Here is an 18,449-nt window from a genome sequence, read left to right as displayed (position 1 = left end):
CTATGGAATATTCTTGTGTTTTTGTGGCTGGAACACGAGTGATATTTCAAAGTAAAAAGCAAAAGTAAAACGTCCTTATCCCTTCAGCCGCTCATCAAGCGCGGTCAAAAATCTATCCGCTATCTCCTTCGTGATATTGAGCGCCGGCAAGATGCGGATGACGTTCGGCTTTGCCTCGCCCGTGAATATGCGATTCTTAACGAGGAGGTCTTTCTTAACGCTTCCTAATTCTTCAGGAAGCTCGATACCGATCATCAGCCCACGTCCTCTGACTTCCAGCACGCGCTCAAATTTGTTCAGCTCCTGAATAAGGTATTCGCCCACCGCCTTCGCATTATCCAATAGGTTTTCCTGTTTAATAACATCCAATACTGCTATACCGGCGGCACAAGCTAAATGATTTCCGCCAAACGTTGTTCCCAACATACCAAATGACGCTTGAAACGTTGGAGAAATTGCGATTCCCCCGATCGGAAAACCGTTTCCCATACCTTTAGCCATCGTATAGATGTCGGCATCCACACCGGCGTAATCATGTGAAAAGAAATTGCCGGTACGGCCGTATCCGCACTGCACAGAATCGGCGATAAATACAGCACCGTATTGATCACATAAACGACGGATCAGTCGCAAAAACGACACGGAGGCTTCGCGTATTCCTCCTACCCCTTGAATGCCCTCAATGATGACCGACGACACCAGATGGCCATATTCCTCAAAGGCTCTTGTTAAGGCTTCCTCATCGTTAAACGGCAAAAACGACACGTTATCGGTCTCATTGACCGGAGCCACGATATTCCGATTGTCAGTCGCCGCCACAGCTAACGATGTGCGCCCATGGAACGCTTTCGTAAAGGCAATAACCTTTTTTCGCTTATTATGGAAAGACGCCAGTTTCAGCGCGTTCTCGTTTGCTTCAGCACCCGAGTTACAAAGAAAGAGCGTATACGCTTCCTTACCCGACACTTCCCCCAACAGCTGGGCAAATTGCTTCTGAATCGGAATCTCAACCGAATTCGAATAAAAACCAATTCGGTTCAATTGCGACGTCAATGCTTCAACATAATGTGGATGCGTGTGTCCAATAGAAATCACCGCGTGACCACCATACAGATCAAGGTATTCGTTACCTTGGCTATCCCAGACTGTAGACCCCTCCGCTCTAACAATATTGATGGGATTGATTGGATAGACGTTAAATAAATCCATGTAAATTAAATGATTGCTAGCAAAGATAACGAAGAGCGGCTAAAAAACAGCAAGGTGGCCATAGTTAACACCATTAAATATTAAATTAACACCTACATAACACTAAGATCATATCAGCCTTTTACTTTTAAAGCTATTACCTCCATCTGATACAGGACACAATTTTAATATGGCTATTTTATCCCGATATTTATTTCTTCCGATACTCCTGTTGTGTGTGGGCAATCTGCTTTTTGCCCAGAAAAGCACGTCCTATGCGCCGCTGTCGCGGGAATCGATGCGTGAAAATCCGGATATGGCATTTAAGCAGATAAGACGGACGCTCCATGCCGCTTTAGCGGATGACAACGACTGCCAGGCCGCTGTCTGCTACGGGCAGATCGGCGAATTATACTATTTTCAGGCGGCCTATCTACAGGCGCTTGACAACTTTTATCGGGCCGAATCGCTATTTAGAAAACAAAACCAGATAGCGGAACTGGCCGCGATATGGATTAAAATCGGCGAAACGAGGTTTCATAACAAACAATATCCTTCGTCCCTGGAGGCCTTCGAACAGGGGCTTACTTTATATAAGTCGGCCGACGCACAGGAAGGTATCGCCGATGCCCTCGCACATATCGGACAGGTGCACGAGAAAAACGGCAACCTTGAAGAGGCTAAACACTACCAGCATATGGCACTGGCCCAACTGGACGAGAAAAATGATTCGGCCCTTGCCGCCAAAATCCATGAAAATATCGGTAGCATCTATGAAGATAAGCTTCAGCTGGACTCGGCCCGTTTGTACTTCAGCAGAGCGCTGGAAATTGCCATGAAGACAGATGATAAGACGCTCCATATCGAAATCACCAACAATATGGGCGACATCTATCGAAAAACAGGCGAATACAACACCGCCTTACGCTATACGCGCCAGGCGGCCTCTCTAGCAAAACGGATGAACGAGCATTATCAGCTGGCCAGCGCCTACCGCGATCTCGCCAAAATATTTTCCCTGATGGGGCAACACGACAGCGCCTACCACTACAGTGAGGCCGGCAGGAATATACATGCCGATATATTCTCGGAAGATAATGCCAAACAGCTGACGATACTGCAGACCTTATTTGAACTTGAACAGAAAGAAGACGCAATTACACAATACGAACGGGAACGGCGAATACACTTTACCCTATTACTGTTCGGCGCGGCGATTGTCCTGCTCTTATTATTCTTAGGCCTGAGCATCATCAGCCGGCAGCGGTTAAAAATTGCAAACGAACGCAAGCTTAATGAGCAAAACCAGAAGCTCTACGAGACACAGAAGATCGCGATGGAGACCGACCTCTATAACAAGCAGCTGAAAGCTGAAAACCTCCGCAACGAATTAGAGCTCAAAAGCAAAGAGCTGACAAGCCACACCCTCCACCTGATCCAGAAGAATCAACTACTCGAAGAGCTAAAGGAAAAACTCAGCGAAATCGTGAAAAGCGACAAGAGAGATCAGCGTAAAGAACTAAAACAACTTTTGAATCTCCTCCAGCTCAACCACAACCAGGACAAAAACTGGGAAGACTTCCGTGTTGTTTTTGAACGTGTGCACGAACATTTCTTCGATGGCCTAAAGGAACACTGCAGCAAACTAAGTTCGGCCGACCTGCGACTAGCCGCCTTGTTAAAAATGAACCTGAGTTCGGCCGACATATCAACGATGCTTGGCATATCACAAGATAGCCTTCGAATCGCCCGGTACCGGCTGCGAAAAAAGCTCGATCTTCCGGAAGGAAAAAGCTTAAGCGCATTTATCCAGGATCTTTAACTTCCGCTCAACGCAGCGCTGCTTTTACTTAACACAAACTTAATGGCTAAAAGTCAATAAGACAAATCACTCATAAACAATCGTTTATGAAACCCCAAAGACGTTATGTTGCCATGTTGTATATGATCCAAAAGAAGGTGTTAATGTTTTGTTTACGGCAGAAAATTGTGATTGCCGGCAAGGTCTTTAACCTTTGTCGAAGTATTAACTAACGTTATGTGCAACACATCAAACAATTCTTTATGAAACTTATTTACACCATTCTGCTATTATTATGCTGCTCTGCATCTTATGCGCAGACAACAATCCTGAAAGGTAAGGTCATGGATGCTTCCGATCGCTTTTCTTTACCGGGAGCTACCCTCCGTCTAGAGCAAGGCAACCGCCACACGGTCTCGAATGTTACTGGCGATTTCGAGTTTTTGAATCTTCCTGCGGGCACTTATACCCTCAGCGTAAACTATATGGGATATCAAACGTACACCATGCAGATTTCCGTGAACGGTAAGCAAGAGCAATTAGAAGTTCTGCTATCTCCCTCCACCCAGACCATCGGGGAAGTCAGCGTCATGGGAGATATCGCCAAGGGACAGGCCAGAGCCTTAAACCAGCAGAAAAATAACGGCAATATCACCAACATCATCTCGAGCGATCAAGTTGGACGTTTTCCTGACCAGAATATCGGTGATGCATTGAAACGTGTCCCTGGTATCACGATGCAAAACGACCAAGGGGAAGCACGCAACATCATCATACGCGGTCTATCACCCGAACTGAACTCCGTAACCCTGAACGGCGACCGTATTCCATCGGCTGAAGGCGATAACCGGAACGTACAGATGGATCTCATCCCTTCGGATATGATCTCGACGATTGAGGTCAATAAAACCCTAACACCGGATATGGATGCTGACGCTATTGGGGGCTCAGTAAACCTGATTACCCGGGCAGTGCCGAATAAACAACGTATCTCCGCTACCTTAGGCGGTGGATACATGCCAATCCGCGAACAGGGCATCTATAATGGATCACTCGTGTACGGTAATCGATTCGCAGATAACAAACTCGGCGTTGTATTAAGTGGTACCATCCAAACGCAAAATTTCGGTTCTGATAACATCGAGGCTGTTTGGGAAGAAGATGGCGGAAGAACCTTTGTGGAAGAAATGGATATCCGTAAATACGATGTACAGCGTATCCGCCGCAGTTTCTCCTTGGCTACCGATTACGCATTCAACTCCAGACACCGCTTGGAGTTAAATGCGATATATAACTGGCGCGACGATCGCGAGAACCGCTACCGCGCGCGCTACAGAGGAATAGAGTGGAATGAAGACGAGCAGGCTTATGTGGGCGATATTCGTCGGCAAACAAAAGGCGGTATTGGCGACAATAGCAATAAAAACACGCGTCTGGAGCGTCAAAAAGTACTGAACTTTTCCCTACGTGGTGAGCACCTTTTGAGCCCTAAACTCGACATGGATTGGGCCGCTTCTTACTCCAAAGCTTCGGAAGATCGTCCGAATGAGCGCTATATTGAATATGATCAAGGTGACGTAGTCCTCAACCAAGATTTATCCGACCCCCGCAAGCCTTTCATTACAGATACCTACCACGATTATTCACAATTCGGCTTCCGTGAGTTAACCGATAATCAAGACTATACAGAAGAAGATGAGTTTGGCGCGAAAATCAATTTCCGGGTGCCTTTAAGTGTCATCGCCGATCAAAAAGGCAGATTCCGCTTCGGTGCGCGGATACGTCTCAAAAACAAGAAAAGAGATAACATTTTCTACTCTTATACCCCAACGGAAGATTTCGGAGGGATGAACACTTTACCAATGGAAGATTGGTCAAATCTTACCTTTGCTCAAGGAAACCAATATAATCCGGGCGCTTTCGTCGATAAAAAATACCTAGGCGGACTGGATCTTAACAACACTTCCTTGTTTGAGCAAGAAACCGTCCCTGACGAGTACCTAGCAGAGAACTACCATGCCAAGGAGCAGATATATGCAGGCTATGTTCGTTGGGATCAGAACTTCACCGAGAAAACATCCATGATCGTCGGTGCCCGTGTGGAATACACTAAGATCGACTACACCGGTAATTACGTGCAGGACGAGGAAGAACTGCTTGGCCAAATCAACAACAAGAATGATTACATCAATGTGCTACCTAGCTTGACACTGCGTCACGATGTGACCAAAGACTTCATCATCCGCGCGGCAGTAACCACCAGCTTAGCCCGCCCGAATTACTATGCGCTGGCTCCATTCGTTAGCTCCATGCCCGGCGATTTTGAAATTGTAGCCGGTAATCCGGATTTGAAAGCAACTTACGCGACCAACTTCGATTTGATGCTGGAGAATTATTTCCAAAACATCGGTTTGGTTTCCGGCGGTCTCTTCTACAAAAACCTGAGCAACTTTATTTATACTTACAATGACCCAAACTATAGCCACGAGAAATTCGCGGCAGACTTCCCGAACGTAAGCAACCCCATTCCAGCAGGCAGCAGCGGACAATGGTCTTTCGTACAACACCGCAATGGGGACAAAGTAGATGTATACGGCGCGGAGGTAGCGTTTCAACGTCAATTGGATTTTCTTCCAGGAAAATTCCTAAAAGGCTTTGGCATCTACGCAAACTACACCTACACCCATTCGGTAGCGAAAGGCATCACCAGTGAGGATGGCGACGAAAGAGAAGGTCTCGGTTTACCAAAGACAGCACCACACATGCTGAACGGCTCGTTGTCTTGGGAAAACAGCAAATTCTCGGCAAGGGTATCGGCAAACTACACCGCGGCGTACTTGGATGAAATCACAGAATCTTCGTTCTATGATGCATACTACGACCGTCAATTCTTCCTAGACGCTAATGCATCCTATAAGATTACAAAGCAGTTCCGGATTTTCGGTGAAGCAAACAACTTAACGAACCAGCCCCTACGCTACTATCAAGGGAGCAAAGAACGCACTATGCAACTGGAATACTATCGCCCTCGCTTTAACTTAGGAGTGAAATTTGACTTATAATAACTCGATTATTGTACAAGTCAAAAACCAGCAAAGAATCGTCTTTGTTGGTTTTTGACATAAATAAAGCATGATGAAAAAATTACTTTTAGCGATTATAATCTCGCTCAACCTGTTCTTCGTATACGGACAGGTAATTCCGTTTGAATTCGAGAAGCAAACAGGTTACAAAGGCAACAATATTCCCGATTTGACCTATCTGGAAGACAGCTACAGTTTTTTAGTCTTGGGCGATTTCGGCCGTGTAGGCGACTACTACCAACAAGATGTAGCACGCGAACTAGGCCATGCCACCATTGTATTTGACGCTGAATTTATCGTTTCCGTGGGCGATAACTTCTACCCTAATGGCGTAGCAAGCGTAGCGGATTATCACTGGATCTCATCGTTCGAGTCTGTTTATAAAGACCCTAGCCTGTATCGCGATTGGTACGTAGCCCTAGGTAACCACGACTATCGAGGGAATGTACAAGCGCAGATCGACTACTCCAATGTAAGCAGACGATGGAATATGCCCGCGCGATACTATAGCAAAACGTTTGAAATAAACGGCAACGAGAAGATGCTTTTAATTGTTATGGATACCAATCCCTATATTGAGAGCTATCATAACAGCCCTGAAAAATATAACGGCTTAGCAGAACAGGACACTGCGAAACAAACCAAATGGCTCGTCGAACAGCTAAAAACAGACGACCCACAGGTAAAATGGAAGATTGTCGTAGGGCACCACCCGTTGTATTCCGGAGGGAAACGGAAAGATAGTGACGATACCAAACTATTTGAGAAAAGATTTGCTGACTTATTTGACGAATACCGGGTTGATGCCTATATCTGTGGCCATGAACACGATTTACAGATTATCAAGCCTAAAGGCCGCTTTACTACACAATTCCTTTCGGGAGCAGCCAGCGAAGTACGTGAAACAGGGCGTCGAGAAGGAACAATATTTTCTGCCGCCGAACCGGGTTTTATGACGTTTTCTATCCTAGGTAGCAAAATGCTCGTGCAGACTGTCCGCGCCGATAAGATAGGGGCGACCGTATTGTATAAATATGAAGTAACAAAATAACATCACCAAACACATATAACAATGAAGAAACTATTTTTCTGGCCCGCGTTAGTCCTATTAGTGACCTCATGTCAGAGCGGATTAGCACCGGTGGCGGATAACGCCATTCCACCGACCCTCATTACAGAACCAACCGAAAACGACACCGACGACCCTGCGATCTGGATCCATCCGGAAGACGCATCCAAAAGCTTGGTTATCGGCACGGACAAGGAAGTGGGCGGCGGACTTTACGTATACGATTTAGAAGGAAAGGTCGTTACCAAATTTCTAGGCATGCAACGCCCCAACAACGTAGACGTGGCCTATGGGCTATTGATCAATGGCGTGAAAACCGACATAGCGGTGGCCACCGAACGAAAAACCCAAACCATGCGTGTATTTGCACTGCCCCACTTAAAGCCCATAGATAATGGAGGCATTCCCATCTTCGAAGGAGAAGAAGAACGGGACGGCATGGGTATAGCGCTGTATACGAAACAAATTGACTCGGCATCCAACGAGATACATGCCATCGTCGGCAGGAAGTCGGGACCTTCGGGAAGCTATCTATGGCAATATAAACTACAGGCGGACACAGACGGAAGCGTGAAAGCAGAAGTCATCCGCAAATTTGGTGCCTACAGCGGCAAGAAAGAGATAGAAGCCATCGCGGTGGACAACGAGTTGGGTTACGTTTATTACTCGGATGAAACCGCCGGCATACGTAAGTACCATGCCGATCCGGACAAAGGGAATGAGGAACTTGCCTTTTTTGGACAGCATGATGCCAAACGTGATCACGAAGGCATCGCACTCTATAAGAAAGATAGGGAAACGGGGTATATTCTCGTTTCAAACCAGCAGAACAACACGTTCCTGGTATACAAACGGGAAGGCGAAGAAAATGATCCTCATGCACATACCCTCATCGCTGACATCCCGCTGTCGAGCATAGAGTGCGACGGCGCAGATGCCACATCCGTAGCATTAGGCGATAAGTTTCCGATGGGTATGTTTGTTGCCATGAGCAACGGGAAGGTTTTCCAGCTGTACGATTGGCGGTTATTGCAGGATTGGATCGATCAGAATCCTGCTCCTGAAAAAAAATAATGAAGATGTCCGATCCTTCGGATACGTACTGCGGCAAGCGCCACGCTGTCGCCGCGCAATACAGCGGATAATCCCACACAGCCCGTAATAGCCCTTTGGCCACTACGGGCTGTGTTGTTTCCTCAAGTCCTTCAGGATAACGGTAAGCGCACACCAACGACATTCGGTCAATTTCGGTGAGCGTGAAGACTTCAGAACCTCAGTTCGATAAAAATGACCTCGAAGCGGCCCGATGTGTATAGCCTATACGTGTTGGGACGGATACGACCCCGTCAGGGTCGAATTAAAATAGTACCGCGATTCCATCTGCCGAAACCGCGCCGGCCCTACAAAAATAGAAAAGCCGTCCCTTTTGAGGACGGCTATATCATTGACAAGATCTCAATTAATCTTTTTTCTCTTCCGTAGCTGGAGCTTCTGGAGCTTCAGTCGCAGGTGTTTCCTCTGCCACCGGAGTTTCTTCGGCCTTCACTTCTTCGGCCGCTTCTACAGCAGCAGTTTCAGCAGCCTTCTTTTTAGCACCGCCACGACGACGCGTAGACTTCTTCTCTGTTTTCGCTGTTTTACCGTATACTTCGTTATAGTCTACCAATTCAACAAACGCCATCTCAGCGTTGTCTCCTAGACGGTTTTCCAACTTGATAATACGTGTGTAGCCACCTGGACGTGACGCTACCTTTTCCGATATCTCGCGGAACAGAATCGTAACGGCTTCTTTGTCCTTCAAATACGCAAATACGGTACGACGTGAATGCGTCGTATCATTTTTTGATTTCGTGATCAACGGCTCAACATATGTACGCAACGCCTTTGCTTTCGCCAACGTTGTTGTAATACGTTTGTGTTTGATTAATGAAGTCGCCATATTAGCCAACATCGCCTTACGGTGACTGTCAGTGCGGCCTAAGTGATTTACTTTTTTTCCGTGTCTCATTTTTTTGTTGTTTTTTGTGCGTACCGTTCGCGGAAGTTAGAAGTAAGAAGGATGAAGTGAGAAAAATCGCTGACTTCTATTTTCTGACTTACGACTTCGTTCGAGGAATTACGCAACAGGTCGCTTATTTTGTTACTAGTTTTATTCTTCGTCTAATTTATACTTAGCTAAATTCATCCCAAAAGACAATCCTTTTGACTTCACTAGCTCCTGGATTTCGCTCAACGACTTCTTACCGAAGTTACGGAACTTCAACATGTCTGCCACATCGTATGTAACAAGCTCCGCCAACGTACGGATATCCGCAGCTTTCAGGCAGTTCAATGCGCGTACAGAAAGATCTAGATCCACCAACTCTGTTTTCAGAATTTTACGCATATGTAAAATCTCTTCATCAACAACTTTTGTCTCTTCTTTCGTCTGCGATTCCAACAGCATGTTCTCGTCAGAGAACAACATAAAGTGCTGAATCAGAATTTTGGCAGCTTCTTTCAAAGCTTCTTCAGGATGAATAGAGCCATCGGTAGAAATATCAAGCAATAACTTCTCGTAATCCGTTTTTTGCTCAACACGATAGTTCTCGATTGTATATTTTACATTTTTAATAGGCGTGTAGATGGAGTCGACGGCGATTACCCCTACAGGGCCATCAGCAACTTTATTCTCTTCAGCATTTACATAACCGCGTCCTTTGGCTACAGATAATTCCACTTCGATAGTTACGCTGCTATCCATATTGCAGATAACTAAGTCAGGATTTAATACCGTGAAGTTATTCGAGAACTTAGTAATGTCACCGGCTTTGAATTGTTCCTGACCATTGATTACTACAAAGATCTTTTCATTGTCACCCTGTTCACCTGTCTTTTTAAAACGCACCTGTTTCAAGTTCAGGATGATCTCCGTAACATCTTCAACCACACCTTTGATAGTAGAGAATTCGTGCGAAACGCCTGAAAACCTTACCGACGTAATTGCATATCCTTCAAGTGAGGACAATAAAATACGGCGCAAAGCATTACCAATAGTTACACCAAAACCTGGCTCTAATGGACGAAATTCGAAAGTACCATCAAAATCAGTCGATTTTTGCATGATAACTTTATCCGGTCTTTGAAATGCTAAAATTGCCATTTATTTCTTTTTAAAAGTTTTTATTAATAACGTAAAATATAACAGAGATAAGCATGCACTGTTTTAGCACACGCTTATCTCTATTAATTATTATTTAGAGTACAACTCTACGATTAAATTCTCTTTAATGTTTTCAGGAATATCAGCTCTCTCAGGGAAAGAAACAAAGGTTCCTGTTAATTCGTTCGCGTTCCACTCCAACCAACTGAATTTGTTGATCTTTCTGCCTTCTACAGAAGCCGTGATAGCTTCCAACGTTCTTGAACGCTCACGGACAGACACTACATCACCGGGACGTAGGCTATATGATGGGATGTTAACAACTTCGCCGTTAACAGTAATATGCTTATGGGAAACCAACTGGCGCGCTGCTGCACGGGTAGGTGCAATACCTAAACGGTAAACCACATTATCCAAACGAGCTTCCAACAATTTCAGGAAGTTCTCTCCCGTGATACCTTGTTTTGCAGACGCCTTACCAAACAATGTACGGAACTGACGCTCCAACACACCGTATGTATATTTTGCCTTTTGCTTTTCTAACAACTGAACAGCATATTCAGATTGTTTACCTCTTCTTTTTGAGGGACCATGTTGTCCCGGAGGATAATTTTTTTTCTCTAATGCTTTATCTGGACCAAAAATTGGTTCTCTGAATTTACGAGCTATTTTGGACTTAGGTCCGGTATATCTTGCCATTTTTTCGTTCTGTTTGAAGTATCTATCAGCCTATAGCTGACGAATCTTATCTTAAACAATAAATATTATTAAACTCTTCTGCGTTTTGGAGGACGACAACCGTTGTGTGGAAGTGGAGTGATATCCTTAATAGTTGTCACATCGATCCCAACAGTTTGCAATGTACGGATCGCTGACTCACGTCCTGCACCAGGTCCTTTCACAAAAACCTCAACTTTACGCAAACCAAGATCGTAGGCTACTTTACCACAATCGCCAGCTGCTTGAGATGCTGCATATGGAGTGTTCTTCTTAGAACCTCTGAAGCCCATTTTTCCAGCCGAAGACCATGAAATAGTTTGACCTTGATTATTTGTCAACGTAACAATAATGTTGTTAAAGGTAGCGTTGATATGAGCTTGACCTACAGGCTCAATAACGACGATACGCTTCTTAGTAACCTTTTTACTTTTAGCCATTTCTTAATTATTATTTAGTAGCTTTTTTCTTGTTTGCAACTGTTTTACGCTTACCTTTACGGGTACGGGAGTTGTTTTTCGTACGTTGACCACGAACAGGTAAGTGCTTACGGTGACGTAGGCCGCGGTAACAACCAATATCCATCAAGCGTTTAATGTTCAATTGAACTTCAGAACGTAAAGCACCTTCAACTTTGATCTCATCGTTAATGATGTTACGAATAGCTGTCAATTGATCATCATTCCATTCAGACACCTTAACGTCCTCACTGATACCTGCTTTATCCAAGATATAAGCAGCAGTAGCACGACCGATACCGAAAATATAGGTAAGGCCTATAACGCCTCTTTTGTTTTTAGGTAAATCTATACCTGCTATTCTTGCCATATAATACTTTAAGCGATTATGTTAATAACTACCCTTGACGTTGTTTAAACTTAGGGTTCTTTTTGTTGATTACAAAAACCTTTCCTTTGCGACGGATGATCTTGCAGTCCGCGCTACGTTTTTTTATTGATGCTCTTACTTTCATTGTAATAATATTTAAAAGCTAGTTATACCAAGAAAACACACCGTTACTTGTAGCGATATGTAATCCTTCCTTTTGTTAAATCATAAGGAGACATTTCCAATTTCACTTTGTCCCCCGGAAGAATCTTGATGTAATGCATACGCATCTTGCCAGAGATATGAGCAATAATCTCATGACCATTTTCCAATTCTACGCGGAACATAGCGTTTGAAAGCGCTTCTCTAATTATACCGTCTTGTTCTATTGAGGCTTGTTTAGCCATATGCTCTAACTTAATTTACATTTAGCCTGCACAAACAGGAGTGCAAAGATAAATAAAAAATATTGAAACCCAACTACTTTTTATCCAAAACTTTCTCTACGTGCTCGAACGTTAGCAAAACGTCGGGCTCCCCTTTGCGGATGGCTACCATCTGTTCGAAATGCGCAGATAGCTTCCCATCTACGGTACTCACGGTCCACCCGTCGTCCCAAAACTTCACGCCGGCTTTACCTGCATTAATCATTGGCTCTATACAGATAACCAAACCGGTCTCCAATTTCGGACCGGTGCCCCGTCTGCCATAATTTGGCACCTCGGGCTTTTCGTGCAGGTGTAAACCAACACCATGGCCAACCAGCTCTCTGACTATGCCGTAATTATACGGAGCCACATGCTCTTGGATAGCCGACGAGATATCGCCTATCCGCTTTCCTGCCACCGCCTGTTCGATTCCTTTGAACAATGAGGCCTTAGTAACATCCAAAAGCTGCTGGGCCTCCGGCGAAATCTCTCCCACGCCAAACGTATATGCCGAGTCACTGATAAAACCATTTAAGTTGACGCCACCGTCGACAGACACCAAGTCTCCATCCTTGATCACATAATCGCCCGGAAAACCATGAACGATCTGATCGTTAACTGAGATACAGAGCGAAAAAGGAAAACCATGGTAATTTAAAAACGCAGGAGTTCCGCCATGATCGTGAATAAAATCATAGGCTAACTTGTCGAGAGAAAGTGTCGTGATTCCAGGTTTAATTTCTCTGGCAATCTCACCAAGCAATAACGAGAGTACATTAGCAGACTCTCGTATTTGCTCGATTTGTTCTTCGGTTTTATAATAAACTTTAGACATTAATCCGTTTAAATCGCTGATTGATCCATACCTTCTACCGTGGCCGTCGAACGCCCCTTCACTCTTCCCGTTTTCATCAATCCGTCATAATGACGCATCAATAAATGGCTCTCGATCTGCTGAAGCGTATCTAAAACCACACCAACCAAAATCAATAACGATGTACCTCCGTAAAAGTGCGCAAACTGGTTGTTTACACCTAACTTACTTGCCAAGGCCGGCATAATAGCGATAATCGCTATAAAGATGGCACCTGGAAAAGTAATGCGCGAGATCACGTTGTCGATAAATATGTTCGTGTCGTAACCAGGCTTAATGCCGGGAATGAATCCGCCGTTCTTTTTCATATCCTCCGACATCTGTTGGGGATTCACCATGATAGCGGTATAAAAGAACGTGAACGCAATGATCAGCAACGCAAAAGTCACATTGTACGCGACTGACGTATAGTTGCTTAATGAAGTTAAAAACTCAGACTGTAAATTCGGAAAAAACTGAGACAAAGCCATTGGTAAGAACATAATCGCCTGAGCGAAAATGATCGGCATAACGCCCGCAGCATTAACCTTCAACGGAATATACTGACGGACACCACCAACCTGCTTGTTGCCAACGATCTTCTTGGCATATTGCACAGGCACCTTACGGATCCCCTGTACAACCAAAATAGCAAAGATGACGACAAAGAAAAGAGCCACAAACTCCAACAAGAGTGGAATAGGTCCTCCGCCGCTAGGACTCATCCGAGATCCCCACTCTGCTACGATACCGGCCGGCAACTGCGCGATGATACCCGCCATAATGATCAGCGAGATACCGTTACCAATACCTTTATCCGTAATTTTTTCACCAAGCCACATCACAAACAGGGTACCTGCTGTCAATACAATAGCCGAAAGAATAGTAAACATCGGTTCCGCCAACGTTTTGGCTTCGGCCGGAACTTGCGTTTTAACATACGCTACTGCCTGAACCAAGGTAATGGCCAATGTCAGATAACGTGTGATCTGATTCATCTTCTTGCGACCAGATTCACCTTCTTTCTGCATCTTCTGAAATGCAGGAACCGCGATCCCCAATAACTGAACAACGATAGATGCAGAAATGTACGGCATAACGCCTAGCGCAAAAATTGCCGAACGAGAGAATGAACCTCCGGCGAACATATTGATCAGATCTAATATGCTATTGCCCTCACTGTTCTTTGCTCCTAATGCATCTGGGTTGACACCTGGCAATACCACGTGACAACCGATACGGTAGATGAGAAGAAGTAGTAACGTCGTAATAATACGGTTACGTAAATCTTCAATTTTCCATATATTGGTTAAGGTTGTGATTAGTTTCTTCATGTAATATTAAAGTTTTACGATAGAACCACCTGCAGCTTCTATAGCTTTTTGAGCTGAAGCAGAAAACGCATGTGCTTTTACTTCAACTTTAGCAGAAAACTCACCACGACCTAAGATTTTCACTACATCGTTTTTAGAAACTAAACCGTAAGTTTTCAAGATATCGAAATCGATAGCTGTTAAATTGTGTTTCTCAACCAAACCTTGTAGTACGTCCAGGTTTACACCTACATACTCTACACGGTTAATGTTTTTGAAACCAAATTTAGGGACACGGCGCTGCAAAGGCATTTGACCTCCTTCGAAGCCGATCTTAGTGGAATGTCCTGAACGCGAACCTGCACCTTTGTGACCACGTGTCGATGTACCGCCACGGCCGGATCCTTGACCCCTACCAATACGTTTCTTGCCTTTTACAGAACCTTTAGCTGGTTTTAAACTACTTAAATTCATTTTGTTTTAAAATTGTGTTACGCCTTCGCTCTCACTAAACAGGTCGTAACGATGAATAATTAATTAATAAATAGAATAGAAAGATCCGTAGATCCTTCTATTATTATATTAAATAGTTTCGATAGCTACCAAGTGATTCACTTTTCTAACCATACCGATGATGGCAGGCGTAGCTTCGACTTCTACTGAGTGGTTGATACGTTTCAAACCTAAAGCCTCAATAGTTCTCTTTTGGCGCTCGCTTCTGTCGATAACGCTCTTTATCTGGGTGATTTTGATTTTTGCCATGATAATTAACCGTTAAATACTTTGTTCAAATCGACGCCGCGGTTGTGTGCAACAGTGTACGCATCGCGAAGATTAGCTAATGCATCAATTGTAGCCTTCACAACATTGTGAGGGTTCGATGATCCTAATGATTTAGCCAATACGTCCTTAATACCCGCACTTTCCAATACAGCGCGCATTGCACCTCCCGCAAGTACACCAGTACCGTGTACAGCAGGCTGCACCAAAACGCGACCACCGGAAAACTTACCATATTGCTCGTGAGGAACTGTACCGTTGATAACAGGAACTTTGATTAAGTTCTTTTTTGCATCATCGATCCCTTTGGTAATTGCCTCCGTAACCTCTTTGGCTTTACCAAGACCGTAGCCAACGATACCGTTTTCGTCACCAACAACAACGATAGCTGAGAAACTGAAAGTACGACCACCTTTAGTCACTTTCGCTACGCGTTGGATGCTTACTAAGCGATCTTTCAATTCAATTTCGCTTGATTTTACTCTTTTTATATTGCTTAATGCCATGTTCTTATTGATTAAAAGTCTAAACCGCCTTCGCGAGCACCTTCAGCCAATGATTTAACACGGCCATGGTATAAGTACCCATTACGGTCGAAAACTACTTTGCTAATACCTGCTGCTACCGCTTTTTCTGCTACCAGCTTACCTACAGCTTTTGACTGCTCAACCTTTGTACCTGCTGCAGCGAACTCCTTGGAAATAGATGATGCAGACACTAAAGTCTTACCGTTTACATCATCGATAATTTGTGCATAGATACCTTTATTGCTTCTAAAAACTGATAAACGTGGACGCTCAACTGTTCCAGTCAGGTGTTTTCTTATTCCTTTTTTGATTCGCTCTCTGCGAGATGTTTTATTTCCTGCCATGGTTATTATTTTTTAGCTGATTTACCTGCTTTTCTTCTTAACACTTCACCTTCAAACTTGATACCTTTTCCTTTGTAAGGCTCCGGTTTACGGAAGCTACGGATTTTCGCGGCAACCTGACCGATTAATTGTTTGTCCGCAGACTCCAGAATAATCGTCGGGTTCTTTCCTTTTTCAGCAGTTGTTGTTACTTTAATTTCCTTTGGCAATACAAAAACAATCTGGTGAGAGAAACCTAAAGTCAACTCCAATGTATTACCTGTGTTCGTTGCACGGTAACCTACACCGACTAGCTCTTGCGTAGTTTTGTAACCTTCTGTAACGCCTACAACCATGTTGTTAAGTAGGGCGCGGTACAAACCATGTAACGCTTTGTGTTTTTTCTGATCAGTAGGACGTGTAACCAAGATTTGCCCATCTTCTTGCTTAACCGTGATATCACGATCTACCTGTTGTGTTAATTCGCCTTTTGGTCCTTTTACTGTTACCAGATTCTTATCGGATACAGTGATCGTTACTCCCGAAGGAATAGCGATAGGCGCTTTTCCAATTCTTGACATTTCTTTGTGTTTTTACCTAGATTAATAAACGTAACATAAAACCTCACCACCTACGTTGTGTAAGCGAGCTTCTTTATCTGTCATTACTCCTTTGGAAGTCGACAAGATAGCAATGCCCAAGCCATTTAACACGCGAGGGAGGTTGTCCACACTTGCATATTTTCTTAAACCAGGTTTACTCACACGTGTCAAAGTGCGAATAGCCGGAATTTTGCTAATCGGATGGTATTTCAAGGCAATTTTAATGTTACCCTGAGGACCATTCTCTTCAAATTTGTAATTAGCAATGTAACCTTTGTCAAAAAGAACTTTCGTGATCTCTTTTTTAAGGTTCGATGCAGGAATTTCAACAACCCTGTGGTTGGCCTTAATGGCATTCCTTACTCGTGTAAGGTAATCCGCTATTGGATCTGTATTCATTATATGATTAAAATTATGACAATGGTTTCCCGCCCTAACCGAAGAACCGGACCTGTTGTCTGTTAATAAATTACTAGTAGGAAAACTACGCACCTCATGCCATCACATGACATGATTATGCAAGTCTCTCGTCCGTCAAAATAAATAACCTATTATCTTAACGAAAAAACCAGATAAACCCTTTCGGGGTTTATCCGGGCAAAAGTAAATCTTTTTTTTCTGATTACCAAGAAGCTTTTTTCACTCCCGGGATCTTGCCGTCTAATGCCATCTCGCGGAAAGTTACGCGGGAGATACCGAACTGACGCATATATCCTCTTGGACGACCAGTTAGTTTACAACGGTTGTGCAAACGTACCGGGGAAGCATTCTTTGGCAACTTATCCAAAGCTGCGTAGTCACCTGCTGCTTTTAATGCCGCACGTTTCTCTGCATATTTAGCTACCAATTTCTGACGCTTTAGTTCGCGTGCTTTTAATCCTTCTTTAGCCATTGTTGTTTGTGTTTTGATTTTTGAATGGTAAACCGAACTGCTTCAATAACTCCAACGCTTCAACATCGTTGTCTGCAGAAGTTACGAAAGTAATATCCATACCTTGGATCTTGTTGATTTTATCAATGTTGATCTCAGGGAAGATAATTTGTTCTGTAATACCCAAATTATAGTTACCTCTTCCATCAAATCCCTTGTCGTTAATACCACGGAAGTCGCGGATACGAGGCAACGACACAGAAATCAAACGGTCTAAGAACTCGTACATGTTATTGTCACGCAATGTTACACGTGCACCAATCGGCATGCCTTTACGCAATTTGAAGTTCGAAATATCCTTTTTAGATTTCGTAGGAACGGCTTGCTGACCGGTGATCAATGTCAACTCTGAAACAGAGTTATCGATCAATTTCTTATCAGCTGTAGCAGCACCAACACCTTGCGATACAACGATCTTCTCCAGTTTCGGAACTTGCATAACGCTTTTATACTGGAATTTTTCTTTAAGCGCAGTACGGATTTCCTCCGCATATTTCGCTTTTAATCTTGGTACGTAAGTCATTATTTAATTTCCTCCCCTGATTTTTTTGCGTAACGAACAATTTTGCCATCTGCATTAACTTTGCGACCGACACGGGTAGGTTCACCTGTTTTTGGATCGATCAAAGCTAAGTTTGAGATGTGGATTGCAGCTTCTTTTTCGATGATACCACCGTTAGGATTAGCTGCGCTAGGTTTAGTGTGTTTCTTAACGATGTTAGCGCCTTCAACGACTGCTCTGTTAGCATCCACTAAAACTTGCAATACTTTTCCTTGAACACCTTTAGAGTTTCCAGCGATAACTTTCACTAAATCACCTTTTTTAATTTTGATTTTGTGAGTTGTTTGTGTCTTCTGTGCCAT

The 18,449-nt window shown here is 43.9% G+C and carries 23 protein-coding genes; 4 read left to right on the top strand and 19 right to left on the bottom strand.

Going from position 1 to position 18,449, the window contains the following annotated elements; all coding sequences use genetic code 11:
- Positions 1-75: 75 nt before the first annotated feature.
- Positions 76-1,209 carry an aspartate aminotransferase family protein gene (locus tag BC792_RS13405; RefSeq protein ID WP_148909522.1) on the bottom strand — a complete coding sequence of 378 codons (1,134 nt, stop codon included), beginning with the start codon at positions 1,207-1,209 and terminating at the stop codon, positions 76-78.
- A gap of 169 nt (positions 1,210-1,378) precedes the next feature.
- Between BC792_RS13405 and BC792_RS13400 the strand changes: the two genes are divergently transcribed.
- The 4 genes from BC792_RS13400 to BC792_RS13385 all read left to right on the top strand — a co-directional run bounded on the left by BC792_RS13400 (position 1,379) and on the right by BC792_RS13385 (position 8,215).
- Positions 1,379-3,010, top strand: a complete 1,632-nt coding sequence (locus BC792_RS13400) for a tetratricopeptide repeat protein (protein ID WP_148909521.1) — start codon at positions 1,379-1,381, stop codon at positions 3,008-3,010.
- A gap of 242 nt (positions 3,011-3,252) precedes the next feature.
- Positions 3,253-6,051 (top strand): TonB-dependent receptor, encoded by a 2,799-nt coding sequence (locus BC792_RS13395; RefSeq protein WP_148909520.1) that lies wholly within the window; start codon positions 3,253-3,255, stop codon positions 6,049-6,051.
- A gap of 70 nt (positions 6,052-6,121) precedes the next feature.
- Positions 6,122-7,123 (top strand): metallophosphoesterase, encoded by a 1,002-nt coding sequence (locus tag BC792_RS13390; protein WP_211357541.1) that lies wholly within the window; start codon positions 6,122-6,124, stop codon positions 7,121-7,123.
- Positions 7,124-7,144: 21 nt separating this feature from the next.
- Entirely contained in the window at positions 7,145-8,215 is a 1,071-nt protein-coding gene (locus BC792_RS13385; protein ID WP_148909519.1) for a phytase, read from the top strand.
- Between the two features lie 385 nt (positions 8,216-8,600).
- Here the strand turns inward: BC792_RS13385 and rplQ are convergent, their stop codons facing one another.
- From rplQ to rplX, 18 genes are all read right to left on the bottom strand, one after another.
- Positions 8,601-9,149 carry a 50S ribosomal protein L17 gene (rplQ, locus tag BC792_RS13380; protein ID WP_148909518.1) on the bottom strand — a complete coding sequence of 183 codons (549 nt, stop codon included), beginning with the start codon at positions 9,147-9,149 and terminating at the stop codon, positions 8,601-8,603.
- Between the two features lie 141 nt (positions 9,150-9,290).
- Positions 9,291-10,283 (bottom strand): DNA-directed RNA polymerase subunit alpha, encoded by a 993-nt coding sequence (locus tag BC792_RS13375; RefSeq protein ID WP_148909517.1) that lies wholly within the window; start codon positions 10,281-10,283, stop codon positions 9,291-9,293.
- A 90-nt stretch (positions 10,284-10,373) separates the two neighbouring features.
- Complete coding sequence (rpsD, locus tag BC792_RS13370) at positions 10,374-10,982, bottom strand: 30S ribosomal protein S4 (protein WP_148909516.1); 609 nt, start codon at positions 10,980-10,982, stop codon at positions 10,374-10,376.
- A 68-nt stretch (positions 10,983-11,050) separates the two neighbouring features.
- Positions 11,051-11,440 (bottom strand): 30S ribosomal protein S11, encoded by a 390-nt coding sequence (gene rpsK, locus BC792_RS13365; protein ID WP_148909515.1) that lies wholly within the window; start codon positions 11,438-11,440, stop codon positions 11,051-11,053.
- A gap of 10 nt (positions 11,441-11,450) precedes the next feature.
- A complete protein-coding gene (gene rpsM, locus BC792_RS13360; RefSeq protein ID WP_148909514.1) occupies positions 11,451-11,828 on the bottom strand; it encodes a 30S ribosomal protein S13 in 378 nt (125 codons plus the stop codon).
- Between the two features lie 28 nt (positions 11,829-11,856).
- Positions 11,857-11,973 (bottom strand): type B 50S ribosomal protein L36, encoded by a 117-nt coding sequence (gene ykgO, locus BC792_RS13355; RefSeq protein WP_013665024.1) that lies wholly within the window; start codon positions 11,971-11,973, stop codon positions 11,857-11,859.
- Positions 11,974-12,016: 43 nt separating this feature from the next.
- The gene (gene infA, locus BC792_RS13350; protein WP_002997456.1) at positions 12,017-12,235 is read right to left on the bottom strand and encodes a translation initiation factor IF-1; all 219 of its coding nucleotides are present in this window, start codon (positions 12,233-12,235) and stop codon (positions 12,017-12,019) included.
- A gap of 73 nt (positions 12,236-12,308) precedes the next feature.
- Positions 12,309-13,091, bottom strand: coding sequence for a type I methionyl aminopeptidase (gene map / locus BC792_RS13345; RefSeq protein ID WP_148909513.1), 783 nt, complete (start codon positions 13,089-13,091; stop codon positions 12,309-12,311).
- 8 nt (positions 13,092-13,099) lie between these two features.
- Complete coding sequence (gene secY, locus BC792_RS13340) at positions 13,100-14,443, bottom strand: preprotein translocase subunit SecY (RefSeq protein ID WP_148909512.1); 1,344 nt, start codon at positions 14,441-14,443, stop codon at positions 13,100-13,102.
- Between the two features lie 6 nt (positions 14,444-14,449).
- Positions 14,450-14,896 carry a 50S ribosomal protein L15 gene (gene rplO, locus BC792_RS13335; protein ID WP_148909511.1) on the bottom strand — a complete coding sequence of 149 codons (447 nt, stop codon included), beginning with the start codon at positions 14,894-14,896 and terminating at the stop codon, positions 14,450-14,452.
- Between the two features lie 108 nt (positions 14,897-15,004).
- The gene (rpmD, locus tag BC792_RS13330; RefSeq protein ID WP_028071564.1) at positions 15,005-15,184 is read right to left on the bottom strand and encodes a 50S ribosomal protein L30; all 180 of its coding nucleotides are present in this window, start codon (positions 15,182-15,184) and stop codon (positions 15,005-15,007) included.
- Positions 15,185-15,189: 5 nt separating this feature from the next.
- Positions 15,190-15,708, bottom strand: coding sequence for a 30S ribosomal protein S5 (gene rpsE, locus BC792_RS13325; RefSeq protein ID WP_148909510.1), 519 nt, complete (start codon positions 15,706-15,708; stop codon positions 15,190-15,192).
- An 11-nt stretch (positions 15,709-15,719) separates the two neighbouring features.
- On the bottom strand, positions 15,720-16,073 hold the full coding sequence (gene rplR, locus BC792_RS13320) for a 50S ribosomal protein L18 (protein WP_148909509.1): 354 nt from the start codon (positions 16,071-16,073) through the stop codon (positions 15,720-15,722).
- Positions 16,074-16,078: 5 nt separating this feature from the next.
- The gene (rplF, locus tag BC792_RS13315; protein WP_148909508.1) at positions 16,079-16,633 is read right to left on the bottom strand and encodes a 50S ribosomal protein L6; all 555 of its coding nucleotides are present in this window, start codon (positions 16,631-16,633) and stop codon (positions 16,079-16,081) included.
- Between the two features lie 21 nt (positions 16,634-16,654).
- Entirely contained in the window at positions 16,655-17,053 is a 399-nt protein-coding gene (rpsH, locus tag BC792_RS13310) for a 30S ribosomal protein S8 (RefSeq protein WP_148909507.1), read from the bottom strand.
- A gap of 223 nt (positions 17,054-17,276) precedes the next feature.
- The gene (gene rpsN / locus BC792_RS13305; protein ID WP_148909506.1) at positions 17,277-17,546 is read right to left on the bottom strand and encodes a 30S ribosomal protein S14; all 270 of its coding nucleotides are present in this window, start codon (positions 17,544-17,546) and stop codon (positions 17,277-17,279) included.
- Positions 17,539-18,108 (bottom strand): 50S ribosomal protein L5, encoded by a 570-nt coding sequence (gene rplE, locus BC792_RS13300; protein WP_148909505.1) that lies wholly within the window; start codon positions 18,106-18,108, stop codon positions 17,539-17,541. The genes rpsN and rplE overlap by 8 nt, the downstream gene beginning before the upstream one ends.
- Positions 18,108-18,449: a 50S ribosomal protein L24 gene (gene rplX / locus BC792_RS13295; protein WP_148909504.1), complete on the bottom strand. Its 342-nt coding sequence runs from the start codon at positions 18,447-18,449 to the stop codon at positions 18,108-18,110. The genes rplE and rplX overlap by 1 nt, the downstream gene beginning before the upstream one ends.

The organism is Sphingobacterium allocomposti, assembly GCF_008124885.1.
GTDB lineage: Bacteria > Bacteroidota > Bacteroidia > Sphingobacteriales > Sphingobacteriaceae > Sphingobacterium > Sphingobacterium allocomposti.
This window is presented reverse-complemented; position numbering and strand designations above follow the sequence as displayed.